Source organism: Ferrimonas sp., assembly GCF_048263965.1.
Classification (GTDB): Bacteria; Pseudomonadota; Gammaproteobacteria; order Enterobacterales; family Shewanellaceae; genus Ferrimonas.
In genome coordinates this window covers 53,216-76,328 of the sequence record NZ_JBLXDO010000021.1, presented here as the reverse complement: position 1 = coordinate 76,328, position 23,113 = coordinate 53,216, and the positions used below count along the sequence as shown (strand labels likewise).

At 60.0% G+C, this 23,113-nt stretch carries 20 protein-coding genes; 9 read left to right on the top strand and 11 right to left on the bottom strand.

The features are described 5' to 3' along the window. Positions 1 to 154 precede the first annotated feature (154 nt). Positions 155 to 2,131 carry a recombinase family protein gene (locus ACN0RV_RS16060; protein WP_417349150.1) on the bottom strand — a complete coding sequence of 659 codons (1,977 nt, stop codon included), beginning with the start codon at positions 2,129 to 2,131 and terminating at the stop codon, positions 155 to 157. Between the two features lie 209 nt (positions 2,132 to 2,340). On the opposite strand from ACN0RV_RS16060, the gene rimO reads away from it, so the two are divergent. Continuing rightward, positions 2,341 to 3,795: a 30S ribosomal protein S12 methylthiotransferase RimO gene (rimO, locus tag ACN0RV_RS16055; protein WP_417349148.1), complete on the top strand. Its 1,455-nt coding sequence runs from the start codon at positions 2,341 to 2,343 to the stop codon at positions 3,793 to 3,795. 19 nt (positions 3,796 to 3,814) lie between these two features. On the opposite strand, the gene ACN0RV_RS16050 is transcribed toward rimO, so the two are convergent. From ACN0RV_RS16050 to ACN0RV_RS16010, 9 genes are all read right to left on the bottom strand, one after another. Then, positions 3,815 to 4,822 (bottom strand): AraC family transcriptional regulator ligand-binding domain-containing protein, encoded by a 1,008-nt coding sequence (locus ACN0RV_RS16050; RefSeq protein WP_417349146.1) that lies wholly within the window; start codon positions 4,820 to 4,822, stop codon positions 3,815 to 3,817. A 415-nt stretch (positions 4,823 to 5,237) separates the two neighbouring features. Further along, on the bottom strand, positions 5,238 to 6,908 hold the full coding sequence (gene fadD, locus ACN0RV_RS16045; RefSeq protein WP_417349144.1) for a long-chain-fatty-acid--CoA ligase FadD: 1,671 nt from the start codon (positions 6,906 to 6,908) through the stop codon (positions 5,238 to 5,240). Between the two features lie 226 nt (positions 6,909 to 7,134). Next, positions 7,135 to 8,250, bottom strand: coding sequence for a ribonuclease D (gene rnd / locus ACN0RV_RS16040; RefSeq protein ID WP_417349142.1), 1,116 nt, complete (start codon positions 8,248 to 8,250; stop codon positions 7,135 to 7,137). Next, complete coding sequence (gene fadD, locus ACN0RV_RS16035) at positions 8,247 to 9,932, bottom strand: long-chain-fatty-acid--CoA ligase FadD (RefSeq protein ID WP_417349140.1); 1,686 nt, start codon at positions 9,930 to 9,932, stop codon at positions 8,247 to 8,249. Before fadD (ACN0RV_RS16035) ends, rnd begins: the two co-directional genes overlap by 4 nt. Before the next feature lie 65 nt (positions 9,933 to 9,997). Beyond that, positions 9,998 to 10,879: an alpha/beta fold hydrolase gene (locus ACN0RV_RS16030; RefSeq protein WP_417349138.1), complete on the bottom strand. Its 882-nt coding sequence runs from the start codon at positions 10,877 to 10,879 to the stop codon at positions 9,998 to 10,000. Position 10,880: 1 nt separating this feature from the next. After that, positions 10,881 to 11,699, bottom strand: coding sequence for a class I SAM-dependent methyltransferase (locus ACN0RV_RS16025; RefSeq protein ID WP_417349136.1), 819 nt, complete (start codon positions 11,697 to 11,699; stop codon positions 10,881 to 10,883). 141 nt (positions 11,700 to 11,840) lie between these two features. Next, positions 11,841 to 12,119: a hypothetical protein gene (locus ACN0RV_RS16020; RefSeq protein ID WP_417349134.1), complete on the bottom strand. Its 279-nt coding sequence runs from the start codon at positions 12,117 to 12,119 to the stop codon at positions 11,841 to 11,843. 62 nt (positions 12,120 to 12,181) lie between these two features. Continuing rightward, positions 12,182 to 12,871: a tRNA (adenosine(37)-N6)-threonylcarbamoyltransferase complex dimerization subunit type 1 TsaB gene (gene tsaB, locus ACN0RV_RS16015; protein WP_417349132.1), complete on the bottom strand. Its 690-nt coding sequence runs from the start codon at positions 12,869 to 12,871 to the stop codon at positions 12,182 to 12,184. Next, positions 12,871 to 14,784, bottom strand: coding sequence for an ATP-dependent DNA helicase (locus ACN0RV_RS16010; RefSeq protein ID WP_417349130.1), 1,914 nt, complete (start codon positions 14,782 to 14,784; stop codon positions 12,871 to 12,873). Before ACN0RV_RS16010 ends, tsaB begins: the two co-directional genes overlap by 1 nt. Positions 14,785 to 15,143: 359 nt before the next feature. Here ACN0RV_RS16010 and hisG point away from each other — a divergent pair, with 359 nt between their 5' ends. Genes hisG through hisIE form a run of 8 tightly spaced genes read left to right on the top strand, consistent with a single transcriptional unit; the run spans position 15,144 to position 22,170 of the window. Continuing rightward, positions 15,144 to 16,043, top strand: a complete 900-nt coding sequence (gene hisG, locus ACN0RV_RS16005) for an ATP phosphoribosyltransferase (protein ID WP_417349152.1) — start codon at positions 15,144 to 15,146, stop codon at positions 16,041 to 16,043. Positions 16,044 to 16,053: 10 nt separating this feature from the next. Then, positions 16,054 to 17,334 carry a histidinol dehydrogenase gene (gene hisD, locus ACN0RV_RS16000; protein WP_417349128.1) on the top strand — a complete coding sequence of 427 codons (1,281 nt, stop codon included), beginning with the start codon at positions 16,054 to 16,056 and terminating at the stop codon, positions 17,332 to 17,334. A 17-nt stretch (positions 17,335 to 17,351) separates the two neighbouring features. Then, the gene (hisC, locus tag ACN0RV_RS15995; protein ID WP_417349126.1) at positions 17,352 to 18,398 is read left to right on the top strand and encodes a histidinol-phosphate transaminase; all 1,047 of its coding nucleotides are present in this window, start codon (positions 17,352 to 17,354) and stop codon (positions 18,396 to 18,398) included. 2 nt (positions 18,399 to 18,400) lie between these two features. Beyond that, complete coding sequence (gene hisB / locus ACN0RV_RS15990) at positions 18,401 to 19,468, top strand: bifunctional histidinol-phosphatase/imidazoleglycerol-phosphate dehydratase HisB (protein ID WP_417349124.1); 1,068 nt, start codon at positions 18,401 to 18,403, stop codon at positions 19,466 to 19,468. Beyond that, positions 19,468 to 20,088 (top strand): imidazole glycerol phosphate synthase subunit HisH, encoded by a 621-nt coding sequence (gene hisH / locus ACN0RV_RS15985; protein ID WP_417349123.1) that lies wholly within the window; start codon positions 19,468 to 19,470, stop codon positions 20,086 to 20,088. Before hisB ends, hisH begins: the two co-directional genes overlap by 1 nt. Beyond that, entirely contained in the window at positions 20,085 to 20,822 is a 738-nt protein-coding gene (gene hisA / locus ACN0RV_RS15980; protein ID WP_417349121.1) for a 1-(5-phosphoribosyl)-5-[(5-phosphoribosylamino)methylideneamino]imidazole-4-carboxamide isomerase, read from the top strand. The genes hisH and hisA overlap by 4 nt, the downstream gene beginning before the upstream one ends. Further along, positions 20,804 to 21,577, top strand: a complete 774-nt coding sequence (gene hisF / locus ACN0RV_RS15975; RefSeq protein WP_417349120.1) for an imidazole glycerol phosphate synthase subunit HisF — start codon at positions 20,804 to 20,806, stop codon at positions 21,575 to 21,577. The genes hisA and hisF overlap by 19 nt, the downstream gene beginning before the upstream one ends. Next, a complete protein-coding gene (gene hisIE / locus ACN0RV_RS15970; RefSeq protein WP_417349118.1) occupies positions 21,574 to 22,170 on the top strand; it encodes a bifunctional phosphoribosyl-AMP cyclohydrolase/phosphoribosyl-ATP diphosphatase HisIE in 597 nt (198 codons plus the stop codon). The genes hisF and hisIE overlap by 4 nt, the downstream gene beginning before the upstream one ends. Before the next feature lie 78 nt (positions 22,171 to 22,248). Here hisIE and ACN0RV_RS15965 read toward each other — a convergent pair whose 3' ends face one another. Next, a complete protein-coding gene (locus tag ACN0RV_RS15965; protein WP_417349116.1) occupies positions 22,249 to 23,052 on the bottom strand; it encodes an SAM-dependent methyltransferase in 804 nt (267 codons plus the stop codon). Positions 23,053 to 23,113: the final 61 nt, after the last annotated feature.

The window sequence follows — 23,113 nt, the reverse complement described above, 5'->3', positions numbered from 1 at the left end:
ACAGCGCTTGGTGGCTGCTGGCGCAAATTTTGTGAACTCCAAGTGGCCACAGGTGGTTTTCATGCATTGGTAGTAGTACGTTGCCATTAGCTGCTCCTTGTGAAATTGGCTTCGGGCATTCGTACTGTACGAGGTAGCAGCTTTATGGACGACCTCAGTCACTTAGCCGAACTGGCAGTATCTTGTTCTTCACAATATGAACTTCATCAATGTAGTACGCCGCTGGCTCTGGCTTTGTCACCACTCGGCTTTTATAGCGGTGCTTAAAGACCTGGTACTGGTCCTCGATGACGTTAGGCGTTCCCTTTACGGACATTGCCCACGTCAGCAAGTGCTCCAATCGCATCTGATCTGCAACCAGCTCTTCAGAATCACCAATAAACTCCGCGTTTAAGCTACCTATGCCGGGGTACTCGTAGCTTTCGCTAACACCGACCAGTTCATCGGGAAGTTTAAAGTCGGCTGAGCTCAACCCACCAGGCAATTCAAATTCCGCTACGTCCTCCTCAACCTCAAGAGCATCAAGTTCAGCCAGTACCTTCTGTTCAGAGTCTGTCAGAAGCACCCGTTTGCCATAGTGATCACCAAGCGCTCGCCATGCATCACTGTCAAACAGCAGTGTCTGAGCAGTCCTGTGAGCCACAACCTGCTTACCGTTTATGAACTCAAGCAGAAATGCCACATGCCCTTGCTTTATCTGATAGCAACTAACCTGTTTTAGCACCCGTGCCAGCTTGGTACGCACCTGAGCCCGCAAGTCATGTTCAGTGTTATCAAGCACCCGCTCATCAACCGCATCCCACTCAACCGTCTCTAACAATTGGGCCTGCTTCTGCATCACGGCTTGCTCAATTTTCTTCTTTGTCGCTTCAACTTCCTGTTCGAGCTGCTTGATTTTTACCGTCAGTGCAGCCGGGCCCGTCCCGTCAGCAATGGCCTCCACCAGACGGTCTATACGCTCGCTTTTGGCCTTTAGCTCACCCCTAAGCGCAAGCTCAATCAAGTGCATATCTTCTTCAACGCCAAAGGGGCGAAACACATTATTAGCAGCAAGCCTAAGTACCGTGTCCTCAACCCACATGCCGTTAAATGACCATGGACGACACCCCTGATTCTGCTGACCAGTACCACAGATGTAACGAGGCTTATTACGCTGCGTAAAGGCATACATGCTGCCTCCACACTCGCCGCATCTAAGCACCTTAATCCCAGACAACAACGGCTGATGTGTTGTCGCAGTGGTTTTTGAAGTCTTGGATTTTTTGATTGCTTGCAGCAGGTGAAATTCGTCTTCGCTTACTAGCGCCGGATAGTACCCCTCTAGCACGTACTCAACGCCATTTATGGTAATGCACTTCTCGCCCAGCAATGCGCGGCTAAGGTGAAACTTTGAAATGAGATTCGCTGACCAGCTGTTGTGTTTGTTTTTGGTTGGCGGTGGATACTTGGCATTGAGCAGTTCGATAATTCGGTAGTTACCCAGTCCCAGCTTGATGTAGCCAATGATCTCCTTGGCCACCTCGTAGTACAGCGCGTGTGGCCGTACAAATTCATCGCTGCAGTCACTCCACCAGATGTTGGTGCCCACAGACTTTATCGCATAAGCGTAGCCTTCGGGAGAGCGCTTACCGTTGTTGTGAGCGGTTACTATCGCCTGAGCATGACCATAGGTCCGCTTTGATTTGGTTTTCGACTCCTCGTGTGCTCGGCTAAACAACAAAATGGAGTGCATCAAGTCCATTGGATTTTCGATAACACTCTGGCCTGAGTACACCTTGCGGTCCATGCCGGTAACAATGGTGATCCCTAATTCAAGAAGCTGCATGAACATCGGTAGTGAACTCATGATGTCCTCGCGACTCAGGCGGTCCAGATTTTCCACAACCAACCAGGAATCGGCGGGAACATGTTTGTTCCTAACGGCTTCAATAAAGGCTCCCAAGGCACCATCCTTACGATGCTTGCCCTTAAAGGCACTCAGTCCCTCATCAACAATCTCTACCAGCTCCAAGCCATTCTCATCAGCAATCTCCTTGGCAATCTTCTTCTGTCGCGCCAAGGTCGTTCCATGCGCTTGCTTCTCGCTGGACCAACGGATGTAGGAGTAACACCGAGTCTTGCTATCAGGCATAAACCACTTGCTAAACAATCAGGTAATGCCCTCCATGTTCACACAACCCAGCCATCAAGGACAAGATTTGAACTGACCGCTCACAATTACGCCTTTCGCCCCCATCAACAGCGCCGAAAGCTGCACACTTTTTCGCCCTGCATATTTGCCGGGACTCAGGTATAATTCGCGCAATTTTTACGGCAGAGCCGGGCAATCTGAGTTTTTGTATGACCGTTGAGCAGTTCAATCCCAAGCAAACCACCACCCTCGAAACACCTAAGAAGGTGCTCGATAAGATGACCGAAGGTGGATCCGTACAGTCACAGACGAAACCATCTAGCGCTGCACGTATAGGGTTCATAAGTCTTGGCTGCCCTAAGAACCTGGTGGACAGTGAGCGCATCCTGACTCAGCTGCGCACCGAAGGCTACGACGTGGTCAACACCTACGAAGGTGCCGATCTGGTGATCGTCAACACCTGTGGCTTCATCGACAGCGCCGTTCAGGAGTCCCTGGACACCATCGGCGAAGCACTGAGTGAAAATGGCAAGGTGCTGGTCACCGGCTGCCTGGGTGCCAAGGAGAACGAGATCCGCGAGGTTCACCCCAAGGTTCTGGGCATCACCGGTCCCCACGCCTATGAGATGGTACTGGAACAGGTGCATCAGCATCTGCCCAAGCCACAACACGATCCCCTGACCTCGCTGATCCCGGATCACGGCGTTAAGCTGACGCCTCGTCACTACGCCTATCTGAAGATCTCCGAGGGCTGCAACAACCGCTGCACCTTCTGCATCATCCCTGCCCTGCGCGGCGACCTGGTCAGCCGCCCCATCGGCGAAGTACTGGATGAAGCCAAGCGACTGAAGGACGCCGGAGTGAAGGAGCTGCTGGTGATCAGCCAGGACACCAGTGCCTACGGCATCGACGTGAAGCACAAGACCGGTTTCTGGAATGGTATGCCGGTAAAAACCCGCATGACCGAGCTGTGTCAGAAGCTGGCGGAGATGGGGATCTGGGTGCGCCTGCACTACGTCTACCCCTACCCCCATGTGGATGAGGTGATCCCTCTGATGGCCGAGGGCAAGATCCTGCCCTACCTGGACATCCCCTTCCAACATGCGTCCCCACGTGTCCTCAAGGCGATGAAGCGCCCCGGCAAGGCCGAGCGTACCCTGGAGCAGATCAAGAAGTGGCGTGAGATCTGCCCCGAGCTGGTGATCCGTTCCACCTTCATCGTCGGCTTCCCCGGCGAAACCGAAGAGGACTTCCAGATCCTGCTGGACTGGCTGGAAGAGGCACAACTGGACCGCGTCGGCTGCTTCAAGTACAGCCCTGTGGACGGTGCCGTGGCCAACGACCTGGCGGAGCTGGTTCCTGAAGAGGTGATGGAGGATCGTTTCCAGCGCTTTATGGCGGTGGCCGCACGCATCAGCGCCGAGCGCCTGCAGGCCCGAGTGGGTACCGAGATGCGGGTGATTGTCGATGAGCTCAACGATGAGGGCGCCATTGCCCGCGCCTATACCGATGCCCCGGAGATCGACGGCAAGGTGATTCTGGGCGGAGAGTTTGACGTGGATGTGGGCCAGATGGTCTGGGCATCCATTGAGTTCGCCAACGAGTATGACCTCTACGCCACCATCGTCCGCGACGAAGATGGCGAGATTGATGATCTGGGCTAACCCCGGCCCCTCAAGCCCATTACCAGGCCGGCTTTATGCCGGCCTCTCTTTTTTTCACCTGCTCGGGGGTAAGGCCAAACCAACGCTGACAGGCCCGGTAGAAACTGGCGGGATCGTCAAAGCCCAGTAACAGGCTTATCTCTGTGTGGCACAGGTGACACTGCTGCAGATAGTGGCAGGCCAGCTCCTTCCTCGCCTGGGCCAACAGCTCCTTGAAAGGCCTCTTTTCTGTCGCCAAACGCCGCTTCAAAGTACTGGGGCTGACCCCAAGGCGTTCAGCCACCCGCTCCTTGTCCGCCATCCCTGAGGGCAAACACTCCAACAGAATCGCTTTCACTTCACTGGCAAAACCACCTTCAGAGTGAAGGTTTCGAATCTGAGCCAGAAGGGCAGGCTCGAAATGTTGCCACATGGCATCGTTGAGAGTCATAAAGGGGCGCTGACACTCCCCTTTGGGCAAAACCAGGGCGTTACCTTCGCCAACCTGCAGCTCCAGGCCCAGGCGCCTTGCCAACTGGCGCCCCTCAGGGCAATCCTCGGGCAGAGTCAGGGAAGTGACTATGGGATCCACCTTGGTGGCCATCTGCGCCAAATCCAAAATCAGATACCACTCAAGTACGATTAGGGAGTTGGGAATTCGATGCGTGTCCGGTTCGCAGTACTGAACGATGGCGATCTTATCATCGCGCTCCTCCACTCTGAGCCGTTGAGGCCCCAGCAGTGGTTTGAAGCGCACTACACGATTGATGGCATCCAGCAGAGTCGGACAGCACAGGGCCGCCATCATGGGGGCGGCAAAGGTGCTGGAGCAAAACTGCGCCACACTCTGACTCAACTGACCTGACTCAACACTCTGCTCCAGAGAGTGCCAAAGCCCCAGGTACTGCATGGTGTTGAGTCGACTGTCCGGGTTTTCCAGCACCTCCAGTGAGAGACCCGCTCTCTCCAGAACCTCAGCCGAATCCAACCCCAATCGCTCAAAGGCGTATCGCCACCTGGCATCTAACGGATATCGTTTCTCCGCCATGTTGCCTCTTCATCATCTTCAGGAGTGACAACATATGATCAAAATTTGCCCCCAAAAGCAACCTCACCCGCCAATTCACGACGACATCTTCGCCATTTATGGCGACATCGAGGCGACCCGTACGCAATGCCGTGACGAGCCGCACAATGACGATTCGTTATTTCCTTACAAAACGCTTTGACCTCGAGCTTGGCTAACAAGTGATGACTGGCACAGTTCTATTTCCTACTAAACGATCCCGGCGGGCACCAAACCTGATCGCTTAGCCCCTGACGCTGCCCACCGGACGCCAACTGACAACGGTGATATAAAAAAAGCGCCCACAAGGGGCGCCAGCAGTGAGTCCGGGTGGATTCAGCGTGAATACAGAGGAGCAATGAATCTCAGCCTATCACTCCTATGTGACAGCTTGATGTCAGGCCGCCTGCTCCTCCTCACGAAGGGCGCGGCGCAAAATCTTACCCACATTGGTCTTGGGCAACTCATCTCTGAACTCAATGATCTTGGGGATCTTGTATCCAGTCAGGTGCTTTTTACAGTGACGAATGATCGCCTCTTCACTGGTGCCGGGCTTGGCCACCACAAACACCTTAACCATCTCTCCGGAAACGGGGTTGGGCACCCCGATGGCAGCCGCCTCCACCACGGATTCGTGCATCACCACCACGTCCTCAATCTCATTGGGGAAGACGTTGAAGCCCGACACCAGGATCATGTCCTTCTTACGATCCACAATCTTGAAGTAGCCCCGTTCATCCATGGTGGCGATGTCGCCGGTGGAGAGCCAACCGTCCTCTGAGATGGTCTCCGCCGTGGCCTCGGGTCGCTGCCAGTACCCCTTCATCACATTGGGCCCCAGAATCTGCAGTTCTCCCCGCTCACCGACCTCCACCACCTGACCCTGCTCATCCACCAGGCGAATGGAGCAGGAGGGCAGAGGCAGGCCGATGGTGCCGTCGTAACCTTTGGCGTCATAGGGTGCCACCGAGGCCACCGGAGAGCTTTCGGTCAGCCCGAACCCCTCCAGCAGGCGGGAACCGGTGACCTTCTGCCACTTATCCGCCACCGCGGCCTGCACCGCCATGCCACCGCCGAGGGCCACCTTGAGTTTGCTGAAATCCAGCTCATCGAACCCCGGGGTGTTGAGCAGGCCATTGAACAGGGTGTTCACCCCGGTGATGGCGGTGAAGGGATATTGCTTGATGGTTTTGATGAACAGCGGCATGTCCCTGGGATTGGTGATCATCAGGTTGGTGCCACCGAGCTTCATAAAGGTGAGGCAGTTACAGGTCAGGGCGAAGATGTGGTACAGCGGCAGCGCGGTGACCACCATCTCCTCTCCCTCATTCAGGGTTGGCCCAATCCAGGAGCTCACCTGCTCCAGGTTGGCCACCAGGTTTCTGTGGGTGAGCATGGCGCCCTTGGCCACTCCCGTGGTGCCGCCGGTATACTGAAGAAACGCCAGATCGCCGTTGTCGATGGTTGGCTTGTTGAAGGGCAGCCGCCCGCCTTTGTTCAATGCAGTGCGCAGGGAGTGTGCATGGGGGATGTGGTAACCCGGCACCATCTTCTTGATGTACTTGACGACGAAATTCACCAGGGTGCGCTTGAGGGGAGACAGCTGATCTCCCAGCTTGGTCAGAATCACATGCTCGACCGGGGTATCGTCCACCACCTGCTCCAGGGTGGAGGCGAAGTTGGACACCACCACAATCGCCTTGGCGCCGGCATCATTGAGCTGATGTTTCAATTCCCGGGCAGTGTAGAGCGGGTTGACATTGACCACCACCATACCGGCGCGCAGTACACCAAACAGGGCCACCGGATACTGCAGCAGGTTGGGCATCATGATCGCCACCCTGTCCCCCTGCTCCAGCCTGAGATCCTGCTGCAGGTAAGCCGCAAAATCCCGGCTTAGCTTGTCCAGCTCATTGTAGGTGATGGTTTTTCCCATGTTGATAAAGGCAGGTTTATCCCCATAACGGGCTACCGACTGCTCGAACAAGTCGACCAGTGAGGAGAACCGGTCGGGGTCAACCTCCGCCGGAACACCTTCGGGGTAACTCGCTAACCAGACCTTTTCCATGTGTCACTCCTTGTCTATGCGGCTTCTCCACGCCACTTATCTTTTTAAGCGCCTGTATTAAACATGCGTACAAACGTGAACATCATCACACATATTTGGGCAACTGTCAGCCTCGATATACATGAAATTAACATCTTTATTCGGTTTTGATATCAATCCTTCAATCGTCTGATAGAGACACAAAAAAGGGGACCCCAAAGGGTCCCCCTGTTTCAAGCAATTACTACTAAAGGCTCAATGCATCCAAACTGGCACGGGTCAATTCACCGCGCCAGCCACGCAGAACCACAGGCTCCCTACCCTGCTGGCCGCCCAGGCGCCACTTCAGATACTGATGCACCAGCTTCTTGGAAGCCATCAGTTCGGCGGCCACCTCATGCTGCTCACACACCTGGGTCAGGGTCTTACGCACCAGCTTGGCCGCGTCTCTGAACTCAGGCTCTGCCGAGAGGGGATCCACCGGCTCCGGTGGATTATCCAGATCCGCGCCAGCCACCACCTTCAAAATGGCCTTGCCATGGCGCTGCACGTCACGCTCAGTCAGGCAATCCAGCTGATTCAGGTAGTTGATGCTCCTCGGGGCCCGCTTGGACAGGGTCAGCAGTGCCGCATCCTTGATGACGAAGTTCAGCGCCAGATCGCGCTTTTGCGCCACGCCCAGCCGCCAGGCCGCCAGGGATTTGAGGATCGCCAGTTGCTCCGGGCGAAGCTGGAAAGCGTTTTTCACCTTGAGGTAGGCGGTTTCGGGATCCACAGGATCCAGCCGCCCCTCGGTCAGGCGCTCCCCCTCCTCCATCAGCCAGTCGTGACGACCGGCCTCGGCGATCTCCTCCTTCATGGTGTGGTAGATCTTGAGCAGGTAGAGCACATCGGCGGCGGCATACTCCAGCTGGGTATTGCGCAGGGGGCGTGCCAGCCAATTGGTGCGTGCCTCCCCCTTGTCCAGTGCCAGACCCAGGTAGGCCTCCACCATCTTGCCATAGCCCATTGGGGCGCCCTTGTTGAGCAGCACCCCCGCCACCTGGGTATCAAACAGCGGCTTGGGCTGGACACCGCCCTGCTGGGCGAAGATCTCCAGATCTTCGCTGCAGGAGTGCAGCACCTTGACCACGGATTCATTTTCCAGCAAGCGCCAGAAAGGCCCCAGATCCTCAATGGTCAGGGGGTCCACCAACGCCAGAGTGGTGCCGTCATAGATCTGAATCAGCCCCAGCTGAGCGTACAGGGTACGGGTACGAACAAACTCGGTATCCAGCGCCACTGCTTCCGCCTGACTGGCCTGGTCACACAGCTGCGCCAAACCTTCATCAGTGTCGATCCACTGCCAGTTCAGTTCACTCATGCGTTACTGGCCTCTTTCATCTGCTCTTCCCGCAGCTCACGGCGCAGGATCTTGCCCACATTGGTCTTGGGAAGGTCATCGCGGAACTCCACCAGCTTGGGCACCTTATAACCGGTGAGGGACTTGCGACAGTGCGCGATCAGCTCCTTGTCGGTCAGGGAGGGGTCCTTGGCCACCACGAAGATTTTCACCAGTTCGCCAGACACCTCGTGAGGCACACCTACGGCGGCCACTTCCAGTACCTTGGAGTGGCTGGCCACCACGTCTTCCACCTCGTTAGGGAAAACGTTGAAACCGGACACCAGAATCATGTCTTTTTTACGGTCGACAATGTAGAACTGGCCCTTGTCATCCATGTAGCCGATGTCACCGGTAAACAACCAGCCATCGTCGGTCAGCACCTTGGCGGTCTCTTCTGGACGTTGCCAGTAGCCCTTCATCACCTGGGGACCACGTACCTGCAGTTCACCGGTCTCGCCGGGATTCACAGGGTTGCCGTCGTCGTCTACGGCGCGCATCTCGGTGGAGGGGATGGGCAGGCCAATGGCGCCGGTGTACTCCTTCTGATCATAGGTGCCGGCGGCGGCCACAGGCGAGCACTCGGTGAGACCGTAACCCTCAATCAGGGGTTGTCCGGTCACCTCCTGCCAGCGCTCGGCCACGGCGCGCTGCACCGCCATGCCACCGCCGATGGTGATCTTAAACTGGCTGAAATCCAGGCCGCAGAACGCGTCCTGATTGAGCATGGCATTGAACAGGGTGTTGACCCCGGTCAGCACGGTGAAGGGGTACTTCTTCAGTTCACCCAGGAAGGCGGGCATATCTCTGGGGTTGGTGATCAACAGGTTTTGACCGCCCAGCTTGAAGAACAGCAGCAGGTTAACCGTGTTGGCAAACACATGGTAGAGCGGCAGCGGCGTCACCACCATCTCAGACCCCTCATCGAGTACAGGGCCAAAGTAGGCCTCCGCCTGCAGCATATTGGAGATCAGGGACTTGTGGGTCAGCATCGCCCCTTTGGCCACACCCGTGGTGCCGCCGGTGTACTGCAGCACCGCAATATCATCCAGATCCACCTTGGGTTTGATGTACTGCAAGCGGCGGCCCACCGTCAGCGCCTTTCGCATGGATACCGCGTAAGGCAGATGGTACTTAGGCACCATCTTCTTCACATACTTCACCACGAAGTTGACCAGGGTGCGCTTGGGGGCGGACAGATGGTCACCAATCTTGGTCAGAATGACGTGCTCCACCGGGGTATCGTCGACGATCTGCTGCAGGCTCTGACCGAAGTTGGTCACCAGCACAATCGCCTTGGCCTCGGCATCACACAGCTGATGCTTCAGCTCCCTGGGGGTGTAGAGAGGGTTAACGTTCACCGCCACCATGCCGGCACGCAGCACGCCCAGCAGGGCCACCGGATACTGCAACAGGTTGGGCATCATGATGGCGACACGATCCCCCTTCTGCAGCTTCAGTTCGTTCTGCAGGTAGGCGGCAAAGGCGCGGCTCTGCTCTTCGACGCGACGATAGGTAAGTACCGCGCCCATATTGATGAACGCCACCTGATCGGCGTAGGTGTGACAGCTCTGCTCAAACAGGTCAAGCAGGTTACGATACTGTTCGGGATGAATCTCCGCCGGAACACCGGCGGGATAGCTGTTAAGCCATGCCTTGTCCACGCTGTTCTCCTTTACTGGAACAGGACTTCTAATGGCATCCATGATACCGCCATATGCGGCGAAACCTAACCTAAGTTGGTGTGTTCGCTGCTTTTTACGCCAATAAATCGGTCAATCAGGCGCGCCAGGGCCTCCGGGGACTCCATATGGCAATGGTGACCACCGGTTATGGACTCGAGCTGAGGCTGATTCAGCCAACTGCGACGCGCTGCCGAAATCTCCCTGAGCCCCTCGAACCCGTTCTGCCCCAGCACCACCAGGGTGTCGGCCTGAAGATCCGACATCAGCTGTTCTCCCTGAGCGTCGGTCATCATCCAGGGGGAGCGGGTGCGCAATCTGGGGTCCGAGCACCAGTGCCACAAGCCGTCACGCTGATGCAGGTTCCGCTGCAGCAGCAATCGGGCCAAAGCGTCATCCAGCCCGCCCGCCGCGGCCCGGGCGCTCACCAGGGGCGCCAGGTCCGGATAACCCCTGGGCTTAAACCCTTTATCCCGGCTGGCAAAGCCCGCTCGCATCCGCTCCAGGCTCTCATCCGGCTCGGCAGTCAGTGGGCCCATCGCCTCGATGATCGCCAGTCTCGACACCCGCTCCGGATAGAGCGAGGCAAACAGGCCCCCGAGAATCCCGCCCATGGAGTGACCCAGCAGCAGAACCGGCTGTTCAGGTAACTGTGGCCACAACTGGTGCAGGTCATAGAGGTAGTCGAGGAAATGGTAATAGTTGCCTTGGGGCCTATGGTCCGAATGGCCATGGCCGGGAAACTCCAACGCCAGCAGTCGATAGCCGCGATCAGTTAATTTGGGGGCCAGGGGAGCGAAGCTGTGGGCATTGTCCATCCAGCCGTGCAGCGCCAGAATCAGCGGGCCCTGCTGTGGGCCCCACTCCAGCGCAGCCAGTGACAGGGTGTCGAGTTGGAAGCGTCGCTCCCGGCCAGGCTCTTGGGTCACGTCAGATCTCCGGTTTGTAGAACTTCAGGGTCATGCGGTCGGACTCGCCGATGGCAAGGTACTTCTCCCTGTCCTGCTCCTTGAGGCGCAGTGAAGGCGGCAGGGTCCACACCCCGCGTTCATAATTCTTGGTGTCCTTGGGGTTGGCATTGACCTCACTCTTGGCCGCCAGCTTAAAGCCCACCTTTTGTGCCAGGGCGATCATTTGGGCCTCATCCATGTAACCGGACTCTGCCGGCATGCCCGGGTTGGCCCTGTGCTCCACCACCCCAAACACTCCACCCGGGGTCAGCACCTCAAACGCGGCCTGAAACACCGGCTCCAGGGAGTCTGCCATGGCCCAGTTGTGCAGATTTCTAAAGGTCAGCACCATATCCACGCTGGCTTCCACCCCCAGACTGATCTTGGCCGGCGGGTCGAAGGTAATCACCTCCACCTTGCTATAGAGTTCAGGCTCTTCGGCCAACTTGGTCTCATAGCGCTTACCGGCGTTGGCCCGATATCGGGTACGAGGCGTCTCTTCGGCAGGGTTGGTGTCGAAACTGGCGGCGATAAACTTACCGTTTTCTTTCAGGTAAGGCGCCAGAATCTCACTGTACCAGCCTCCGCCGGGCCACAGCTCAATCACCCGCATGTGGGGATGCAGCCCAAAGAAATCCAGGGTCTCGGCTGGGTGTCGGTACTGATTGCGCTCGATATTGGCCTGGCTTCGATGCTCGCCATTGGCCCACTGGTTCAAGGCGCTCTGGTTGTCGTTGTCCCCAGCCACAACTGGCAGGCTCATCAGGGTCAGGGCAGACGCCAGCAAGATGGTTCTCATGGTTCCCTCCGGTAAGACTCAGATTTCAGGTCAAAGTCTATAACCTATCGCGGCGCTCGGAGATTGCAATGGCGCTGCGGCCAGGAAGATGTCACAAAAGATGGCGGCCTGGATACACCAAAGCCGGGTACAGCAGGGGTGCTAGACGTAGAGATCGACGCCCATCATCGACTGCAGTTCCTGGCGCAGCCCCTGATTGGCGGTTTCCATGTAGGCGGAGATGGCCCGGGAGTCGGGCTGTTCCTGGGTCAGGCGGGTTCGGCCGGCAGCAAACGTCTGCCAGCCCTGGGGATCGCTGGGCACCACCAGCTCGGCGGTTTTGACCGCCGGCTCAGCCTCTTTGGCTTTCTCCGGGCTCCCCTTGCTCTGCGGCTTCGCCGGCAATGGGGCCTGGGTGGATAATCCAACTTGATGGATCATGGTGGTGCTGCAGTCTCCCGATTAAACCAGCAGTAGAGTTTAAATATCCACTATGATTGGTTTCACTTACCCGGCATCTTTTTCCAGGCGACGTTGTCTCTCAGGTACACCGGCTCTACCTGCTCCAGAGGCAGGGCGCCGCCGTTGCGATAGAGTTCCAGTGCCAGAGGCACCATCATCTTAGCACTGGGCAGACGATGATCGCCACTGACGGTCAGGCGGCCGTCATCCAGCAGCTCTGGGTAGGTCTCAAACCCTGTGCCCACGGCTACCAGCGCCTCACCCTGCATCAGCTCCAGGGCAAGCAGTTCATCAGGTGCAATCACCAGCTCCTGCCCCACCAGGGTGGCCAGGCCATCGCGGCTCTCGTAGCGTCCCACATACACCTCGCCCATGCGGGCGTCGATGGCGGCAATCACTGCGCTGGCACCGGCATCGATGGCGCCTTGAGCCATGGCGGCCAGGTTGGAGATGGGCAGTACCGGCAGCTCCGCCCCCAGGGCCAGTCCCTGCATCATGGCGGTGCCAATACGGATACCGGTGAAGCTGCCTGGACCTCGGCCAAAGCCGATGGCATCCAGTTCCGCCAGGGTCACGCCCCCCTCTGCCAGCAGTTGCTCAACAAAAGGCAGGATCTTCTGGCTGTGCTCTCTGGGAGCCTCTTCACACAGGTCAATCACCCGATCACCGAGCACCAGGGCCGCCGAGCAGTTCTCGGTGGCGGTATCGATGATTAAAATCTTTTCAGACATCAAACTTCTCTTAATCGTGCTAGAGCCTTGTCCAGCCCGCGGGTCCGCGTCATCGGAGGCAGGCTGCGTATAAACTGTTCGCCATAGGGGCGCTGAACCAATCTGGGGTCGCAGATCACCAGCACCCCCTGGTCTTGTTCGCTGCGAATCAACCGGCCGACACCCTGCTTCAGGGCGAGGATCGCCTGAGGCAATTGCACCATGGCAAAGGGATCCTGACCACTGCGTTCACAGGCGGTCAGCCTGGCCTGGGTCAGGGGGTCGTCCGGAGAGACGAAAGGCAGCTTGTCGATCATAACACAACAGAGCGCACGGCCTCTAACGTCCACCCCCTCCCAGAACGCCGCGGTACCCAGCAGCACCGCGTTGCCATAGGCATGATAGCGGCTCAGCAGCTGGCGCTTGGAGTCCATCCCCTGCACCAGCAATGGCCGGCTCTGGCGGTGACTGAGCAGCTCCCCGACCCGGTACATCATCTGGTAGCTGGTGAACAGCAGGAAGGTGCGCCCATCTGCCGCCTCAATCAGCTTGGAGGCGATCTCGGCCAGATGCTCAGCCACATTGGCCTCATGGGGCTGAGGAAGGTGCCGGGGGACACACATCAGCGCCTGGCTGGCGTAATCGAAGGGGCTGTCCAGAATCAGTGAATCGGCCTTCTCCAGGGCCATCTGCCGGGTGAAGTAACCGAAGTCACCTCCTACCTGCAAAGTGGCCGAGGTAAAGGCCCAGGCGCTGTGGTAACTGTTATAGAGCGCCTTGAGCTCATCCCGCACCGACATGGGACTGGAGACCAGGCCAAAACCCCGCTCCCGCCGCTCCAGCCGGTAGATGCGCTTGGCATCCGGGTTGCCGAAGTGCTCCAGCAGCCCCATCAGCCGGGCACTGCGCTCGAAGCACTGATCCCCCAGCTCATCCCGTCCCAGGTGGTAGCCCAATTCGGTTTTCAGCATCCCCAGGGAGCGGGTCAGCCCCTGCCAAGCGGCAGACACCGCCTCAAACCCCAGCTGTGCCTGCCAGGCCGGTTCGCCATTGGCTTGGATCGCCTCAGTCAGCTCATCGGCCCACTGGCTGAGCTCGTCGGCCCGGGTCTCCAGGGATTTGCAATCCTTCAGGGTCTTATACACCCGGCGCACGTCCCTTCCCAAGTAATGAAAACTGGAGGCAGAGAGGCGCTCGCCGTAGCGGGTCAGGGCGATGTCCGGCAGTTGATGGGCCTCATCGAAGATGATCCAGTTCAGCTCAGGCAGGAGCTCACCAAAGCCCCCCTCTCTCAGCGCCGAATCGGCGAAGAACAGGTGATGGTTGATCACCACCAGATCCGCGCCCATCGCCTTGGCCCTGGCCTTTTTCAGGAAGCAGCGGTCGAAATCCGGGCAGGCCTTACCCAGACAGTTGTCCTGGGTCGAGGTCACCTTGCGCAGTATGGGGGCGTCCTCCGCCAGGGAGTCCATCTCCGCCATATCCCCGGTGCCGGTGCCATTGGCCCAGCTGCGGATGCGAATCAGCTGATCCATCTCCACCGGGGTCTGCGCCTCCGGGTCCGCCAACTGCTGAGTCAGGTGATAGAGGCACAGATAGTTGCCCCGCCCTTTGAGCAAAGCCACTTTGATGCCTGAGTCGATCAGCGGCAAAAGTCGGGGAAGATCTTTGAAAAAGAGCTGATCTTGCAAGTTCTTGGTGCCGGTACTGATGGCCACTTTCTTGCCGCTCAGCAGAGCTGGCAGCAGGTAGGCAAAGGTCTTGCCGATGCCGGTGCCCGCCTCCGCCACCAGCACCTTGCCCGGGGTGCTGTGCTCCGCCAGCGCATGGGCCAGTTGCTGCTGTTGCGGGCGGTAATGAAACTCCTCCAGAGTCTCTGCCAGCAGGCCATCGGCGGCGAACGCCTTTTTGATTTTGCTGGAGAAACGGGACATGGAGAGGCACACAAACATCTAAGGGGCGGCCATTATGACACAGCCCACCGCCCCTGACAGCGGGGTTATGGATTCATCAGAAAAAAAGCGTAAATTGGTTGTTGCAATTATTTATTCACTGAATTAGCTTAAAAGCACGCCACGTTGAACGTGCACAGAATTTTGTACTGAATCATTAGGAATTCGCACCCATGCTGAAGTTTACCGCCCTACATCACCATCATCATTTCAAGCGGTAGCCTTTGGCATTGTCGCTGGAGGCTGCTGTTTAAACGGCGCCCTCCAGCGGATTCAGAACCTGAACACACAAGAACCCTGGAGCAAGCGCCCAGGGTTTTTTGTTTTATTATCAGGACTGAATCATGACTCAACAACGACTGAGAATCGCCATCCAAAAATCCGGCCGCCTGGCCGATGAATGCCAAACCCTGCTCAAGGGTGCCGGCCTCAAACTCAACCTGCGGGACCAGCGCCTGCTGTCCCACTGCCAGAACCTGCCCATCGACATCCTGCGTGTCCGTGACGATGACATCCCCGGTTTGGTGATGGACGGCGTGGTGGACCTGGGCATCGTCGGCGAGAACGTGCTGGAGGAGGAGCGCCTGGAGCGCGAGGCGATGAGTCGCCCCTGTGAGTTCACCACCCTGCGCCGCCTGGACTTCGGCGGCTGCCGTCTCTCCCTGGCGGTGGACAAGGACTTGGCCTGGGACGGCCCCACCACCCTGGCGGGCAAGCGCATCGCCACCTCCTACCCCTACCTGCTGGCCAGCTACATGAAGAAGACCGGCGTCCCCTTCAGCGACTGCATGCTCAAGGGCTCGGTAGAGGTGGCGCCCCGCGCCGGCCTGGCCGACGCCATCTGCGATCTGGTGAGCACCGGTGCCACCCTGGAAGCCAACGGCCTGAAGGAGACCGAGGTGATCTTCCGCTCCAAGGCCACCCTGATTCAGACCGCCTCCCCCCTGAATGCCGCCAACCAGGAGCTGGTGGACAAACTGCTGACCCGCATCAACGGCGTCATCCAGGCCCGGGAGAGCAAATACATCATGCTGCACGCCCCTAAGGCAACCCTGGATGAAGTGGTGGCCCTGCTGCCCGGCGCCGAGAACCCCACCATCCTGCCCCTGGCCCAGGACAGCGAGCGGGTGGCCCTACACGCGGTCAGCTCCGAAACCCTGTTCTGGGAAACCATGGAACAGCTTAAAGCCCTGGGTGCCAGCTCCATCCTGGTGCTGCCCATTGAGAAGATGCTGGGTTAAGAGGTTAGAGATGAAAGTACTCAACTGGAACCAGCTGTGCGACACCGAACAGACTCTGGCTCTGGCCCGGGCGGATCAAGTGCAGAGCCGGGATCTCACCCAGGCGGTGGCGGCCATCCTCGACCAGGTTCGCAGGGGTGGCGACAACGCCCTGCTTGAACTGAGCGAGAAGTTTGACGGAGGCCGTCCCGACGCCCTGGCCTACGACAACGACGAACTGGGCCGCCGTGGCCAGCGCATCGATGCCAGCCTCAAGGCCGCCATCGACGCCGCCATCGACAACCTGACCGCCTTCCACGACGCTCAGCAGTTCCAGCCGGTACGAGTGGAAACCCAGCCCGGCGTCGTCTGCGAATTGCGCAGCGAAGCCATTGAGCGGGTGGGCCTCTATGTTCCCGGCGGCAGTGCCCCCCTGGTCTCCTCGGTGTTGATGCAGGCCCTGCCCGCCAAGCTGGCTGGCTGCGACGTGCGGGTGATGACCACTCCGCCTCCGGTGAGCGACGCCATCTGCTACGCCGCCTGGCGCTGTGGGGTGCAGCAGCTGTTCCCCATCGGCGGCGCCCAGGCCATCGCCGCCCTCGCCTTTGGCACCGAGACCGTGCCCAAGGTGGACAAGATCTTCGGCCCGGGCAACCGTTTCGTCACCGAAGCCAAGACCCAGGTCAGCCAGAGTGGCACCGCCATCGACATGCCCGCAGGCCCCTCCGAGGTGCTGGTGATCGCCGATGACGACGCCAACCCCGAATTCGTGGCCGCCGACCTGCTCTCCCAGGCAGAACACGGCGAGGACAGCCAGGCGATGCTGGTGTGTCTCAGCGACAGCTTCGCCGAACGGGTCAACGCCGCCCTAGTGAGTCAGCTCACCACCCTGAGCCGCAAGGAGATCGCCGCCGCCGCCCTGTCACAGAGCCGCGCCCTGGTGGTAGAGAGCCTGGCGCAGGCCTGTGAGGTCTCCAACGCCTATGGCCCCGAGCACCTTATTGTGCAGACCCAAGCCCCCAGAGAGCTGCTGGGCACACTGCGCGCCGCCGGTTCCATCTTCCTCGGCCCCTGGTCGCCGGAGTCTGTGGGCGACTACGCCAGTGGCACCAACCACGTGCTGCCCACCTATGGCGCCTCCCGCAGTGCGTCGAGTCTGTCCCTGGCGGACTTCTGCCGTCGCTATACGGTGCAGGAGCTGAGCCGCGACGGTCTCAAAGGACTGGCCCCCACGGTGATCGCCCTGGCTGACGCCGAAGGCCTGGACGCCCACGCCAAGGCAGTGTCCCTACGCATGGCGCAACTGGATTAAGAGTAAGGAGAGCAGTAATGAACCTGGCCGAACGCCTCTGTCGCCCCGAACTGAGGGAACTCGTTCCCTACGCCTCCGCCCGCCGCAGCATGAGTGGCGGCGATATCTGGCTCAATGCCAACGAGAGCCCCTGGCGTAACGCCAATGTGGCTGACGTCAACCGCTACCCGGACTGTCAGCCGCCGGAGCTGCGCGCCGCCTACGCAGGCTATGCCGGCGTGCGCCCGGAGCAGCTGTTGATCACCCGCGGCGCCGACGAAGGAATTGAGCTGCTGATCCGCACCTTCTGTGTGCCCGGTCAGGACAAGGTGGTCAGCCTGGCCCCCAGCTACGGCATGTACGGCATCAGCGCCCTCACCTGCGGCGTCGAGTATCAGGCGGTGCCCTGGGAGGAGGACTATCAGTTGCCATTGGCGCTGACCGAGGCGGGCCGCGGTGCCAAACTGGTGTTCGTCTGCAATCCCAACAACCCCACAGGCACCCTGGTGCCGCGCGAGGATCTGCTGGCCCTGGCGGACGCCCTGCCGGACACCCTGGTGGTGGTGGATGAAGCCTACATTGAGTTCTGCGCCGATCAGAGCCTGGCAGACGCCATTGGCGGTTGCCCCAACCTGGTGGTGCTGCGCACCCTCTCCAAGGCGTTTGCCCTGGCCGGCGCCCGCTGCGGCTTCCTGCTGGCAGGCAAAGAGATCATCACCATGCTGGAGAAGGTGATCGCCCCCTACCCTGTGCCCAAGCCCGTGGCCGACCTGGCCCTGGAGACCCTGAGCGACTTTGGCATCCGCCGCATGCAGAGCCAGGTGGCTCAGCTTAATGCCCGCCGCAGCGCCCTGGTGGCCGCCCTCAGCACACTGGCTTATGTCGATCAGGTGCTGGAGTCTGCCGCCAACTTTGTTCTGTTTAAGGCCGATGGCGCCGACGACCTCTTTAAAACCCTACAAACTCAGGGAATACTGATTCGAGCCTACGGCGCCCTGCCCGGCTGGCTCAGAATCAGCATCGGCAGCGATTCCGAAATGGAGCTGCTCACCAACGCCCTGACCGCTTTTCAACAGGATGCATAACCATGAAACAACCCATCCTCTTTATCGACCGCGACGGCACCCTGGTAGAGGAGCCGCCCATTGACAAACAACTCGACTCCCTGGAGAAGCTGGTATTTGAGCCCGCCGTGGTGCCGGCCCTGCTGGCGTTGCAGCAGGCGGGCTACCGCCTGGTGATGGTCTCCAACCAGGACGGTCTGGGCACCGACAGTTTCCCCCAGGCAGACTTCGATGCCCCCCACAACGCCATGATGGCGCTGTTCACCAGCCAGGGGGTGCGCTTCGACGAGGTGCTGATCTGCCCCCACTTCGACAGCGACAACTGCAGCTGCCGCAAGCCCAAGCTGGGGCTGGTGCGCGACTACCTGACCCAGGGCAAGGTGGACTTCACCCGCTCCGCAGTCATCGGCGACCGGGAGACCGACATGGAGCTGGCCCGCGCCATGGGCGTAGCTGGCATCCGCTACGACAGGGACAACTTCGGCTGGGAACAGATCCTGGCTCAGCTCACCCAGGGTGAACGTCGTGCCACCGCCCGGCGCACCACCCGTGAGACCGACATCCAGATTGAGGTGGACCTGGACAAACCGGGCCCGGTGAGCATCAACACCGGCGTGGGCTTCTTCGACCACATGCTGGAGCAGATCGCCACCCACGGCGGCATCGGCCTGACCCTGTCCATGAGCGGCGACCTGCACATCGACGAACACCACAGCGTCGAGGACGTGGCCCTGACCCTGGGCCAGGCCCTGAAGCAGGCCCTGGGTGACAAGCGAGGCATCGGCCGCTTTGGCTTCGCCCTGCCCATGGACGAGACCGGTGCCCAGTGCCTGCTGGACCTGTCCGGCCGCCCCTACCTGCGCTTCGAAGCCGAGTTCAGCCGCGACAAGGTAGGCGATCTCAGCACCGAGATGGTCTCCCACTTCTTCCGCTCCCTGGCCGACAGCCTGGGCGCCACCCTGCACCTGTCCGTGGACGGCGACAACGAGCACCACAAGGTGGAGGCGCTGTTCAAGGTGTTTGGCCGAACCCTGCGCCAGGCGGTGCGCATCGAAGGCAGTGAACTGCCCTCCTCCAAGGGGGTGCTCTAATGAGCCAGGAAGCCCCACAAGTCACCATCATCGACACCGGCTGCGCCAACCTGGCGTCGGTACGCTTCGCCCTGGCCCGCCTGGGCGCCCAGGTCACCGTCAGCCGGGATCCGGAGGTGATCCTCGCCAGCCCGAGGTTGATCCTCCCCGGGGTCGGCAGCGCCGGCGCCGGCATGGCCGCGCTGAAACAGAGCGGTGTGCTGGACACTTTGGGCAAGGTCACCCAGCCCCTGCTGGGGATCTGCCTGGGGATGCAGCTGCTGGGCCTGGCCAGCGAGGAGAGTGCCACCGGCGGCGAGCAGACGCCCATGACCGGCCTGCTGCCCTTCAAGGTCGCCCAGTTGGACACCGCCGGTCAGCCCTTGCCCCACATGGGCTGGAACACCCTGTCCCCCAGCGACCACCCGCTGTTCGACGGCATCGATGAGGGCAGCTACGTCTACTTCGTCCACAGCTACGCGGCCCCAATCGGCGAACTCACCCTGGCCAGCAGCGACTACGGCCAGCCCTTCTCCGCCGCCGTGGGCCGGGACAACCTGATGGGGGTGCAGTTTCACCCCGAACGCAGTGGCGCCGTGGGCGCTAAGATACTCAGCAATTTCTTGGAGATGACAGCGTGATCATTCCAGCCATCGATTTAATCAACGGCCAGGTGGTGCGTCTGAAAAAGGGCGATTTCAACCAGGTGACCCAATTTGATACCGATCCCCTGGCCCAGCTCAGCCACTACCGCGACGCCGGCAGTGCCCTGCTGCACATCGTCGACCTCGACGGCGCCAAGGATCCCGCCAACCGCCAGCTGGACACCCTGACCCGGCTGGTGGAAAACCTCAATTGCCCCATCCAGGTGGGCGGTGGCATCCGCGACAAAGCGGAGGTGGAGGCCCTGCTGAAGCTGGGCGTGGACAAGGTGGTCATCGGCTCCCTGGCCGCCCGCGATCCACAACTGGTGGCGGACTGGATCCAGGAGTTCGGCGCCGAGCGCATCACCGTCGCCCTGGACCTGCTGCTGGACGATCAGCGCAACGCCCAGGTGGCCACCCACGGCTGGCAGAAAGGCTCGGGCAAGTTGGTGGAAGAGGTGATCGCCCCGCTGCGCCAGGCTGGCCTCAAGCACGTGCTGTGCACCGACATCGACCGCGACGGCATGCTCACCGGCCCCAACGTGGCCCTCTACCAGACCCTGATTGGCCAATACCCGGAGATAAGCTGGCAGGCTTCCGGCGGCATCGCCGAGCTGGAGGATCTCAAGCAGCTTAAGGCCATCGGCATCGGCGGCATCATCATCGGCAAGGCCCTGCTCACCGGCCGCTTTACCATCGAGGAGGCACTGGCATGCTGGCAAAACGGATAATCCCCTGCCTGGACGTCAAGGCGGGCCAGGTGGTCAAGGGCGTGCAGTTTCGCAACCACGAGGTGGTGGGCGACATCCTCAACCTGGCCCAACGCTACGCCGACGAGGGCGCCGATGAACTGGTGTTCTACGACATCACCGCCAGCAGCGACGGCCGCACCGTGGACAAGAGCTGGGTCAGCGCCGTGGCCGAGCGCCTGGACATCCCCTTCTGCGTCGCCGGCGGCATTCGCACCATCGAAGACGCCCGCCAGATCCTGGCGGATGGCGCAGATAAGATCTCGGTGAACTCCCCCGCCCTGGCGGACCCCAGCCTGATCACCCGCCTCAACGACACCTTCGGCCGCCAGTGCGTAGTGGTGGGCATCGACTCCTGGTTCGACAGGGAGAGCGGCAGCTACAAGGTGTACCAGTTCACCGGCGACGAGTCTGCCACCCGTCAGACCCAGTGGTACACCCAGGACTGGGCCCAAGAGGTGGAGAAGCGCGGCGCCGGCGAGATTGTCCTCAACGTGATGAACCAGGACGGCGTGCGCAAGGGCTACGACATCGACCAGCTCAGCGCCATCCGTCAGGTCAGTGGCCTGCCGCTGATCGCCTCCGGCGGTGCCGGAGCCATGGAGCACTTCGCCGAAGTGTTCAAACAGGCCCGGGTGGACGGCGCCCTGGCCGCCTCGGTGTTCCACAAACAGATCATCGATATCATGGAGCTCAAGGGCTATCTGAAACAGCAAGGCATCGAGGTACGGCTATGACCACTCTCTCAATCGATTGGAACAAGATGAACAACCTGGTCCCCGCCGTGGTTCAGGACCACCACAGCGGTCAGGTGCTGATGCTGGGTTACATGAACCCGGAGGCCCTGGCGGTCACCCTGGAGAGCGGCAAGGTCACCTTCTACAGCCGCTCCAAGGACAGGCTGTGGACCAAGGGGGAGAGCTCCGGCAATGTGCTTACCCTGGTGAGCATTGGCACCGACTGCGACAACGACGCCATCTTGGTGCAGGCCACCCCTGCCGGCCCCACCTGCCACCTGGGCAACACCAGCTGCTTTAACGACTTGGACAATCAGCCCTTCCTGAGCAAACTGGCCCAGGTGGTGGCCGCTCGCCGAAACGCCGACCCAGACAGCAGCTACACCGCCAAGCTATTGGCGGGCAACCCCAGACGGGTGGCCCAGAAAGTCGGTGAAGAGGGGGTGGAAGTGGCCCTGGCCGCCGCCACCAACGACAGGGAAAACCTGCTGGATGAGACCGCCGACCTGCTCTACCACCTCACCGTACTGCTGGAGCAGCAGCAGGTGCCCTTGCCCGAGGTGATCGCCAGACTGGCGGAGCGACATAAGTAGCGGTTTAACAGAACTGCATAGAACAAAGGGCAGCCATTGGGCTGCCCTTTCTATTGTCATTCCGTTCTAAAGCCGACACTACCACACGGTTTCAGCCAAGGTTTTCAGCTTATCCAACATGGCATTATCCGGAGCCATCTCCCGACAGGGTGGCACCACCAAAGTGGTGATCTGATTCAAGGTGGCCTGGGGCAACTCGGCCAGAGGCAGCCGCTCGATGCGGGTGGACTCCAGCGGTGAGGTGGCCGCCTCGTACAGGGTCACCTCATGGTCCAGCGGATAATCCCGGGACAGCTTCTCCACCAGCAGCTTGATATACGCCTGATGGGTCTCAAACCGCTTCATGGAGAGATCTCCGGCGACGCCAGGCTGCCACAGGATCAGCAGCGCACTGGGGTCGATGCGCCGCTCATAAATCATAAACTGGGTGCACTCCATCGCCTGCTCGCCGGCACTGGCCGGGTCGATCTCCAGATCCGCATACAAGCAGTCCGCCGCCGAAATCCCCGGTTCCATATAGGCAGGAAACTCCTCAGCCCTGGCGAGATCAATCGCCTTCTTGGAGATGCAGGAGAACACCGAGGGGTGGCCGTAGAACACCGCACACACCCTGCGCCCCTTGCGGACCTCCTCCATGATGCGCTCGGCCATCTCGTCGTAGGTCTGGCCCCGGGGTTTGCCTTCGCCGCCGCCCTCTCCATAGAGATCCAGCAGGCAGCGATACTCCTTACTCATCTCCTTGATCCACTGACGGCTCAGGTGGTTGGCCATGGCCGCCAGCACCACGTCCGCCTGCTCAATGCAGCTCTTGGCCTTCGGGGTCAGCTGACCCGCCAGCCGCATCCCGGAGCCCACACAAACCAAACTGCCCTGTTTGCTCATCGCTCGATCTCTTCTTACAACAAAAAAGCATACCCGGCGACAGCCACAAGCCGCCGCCGGG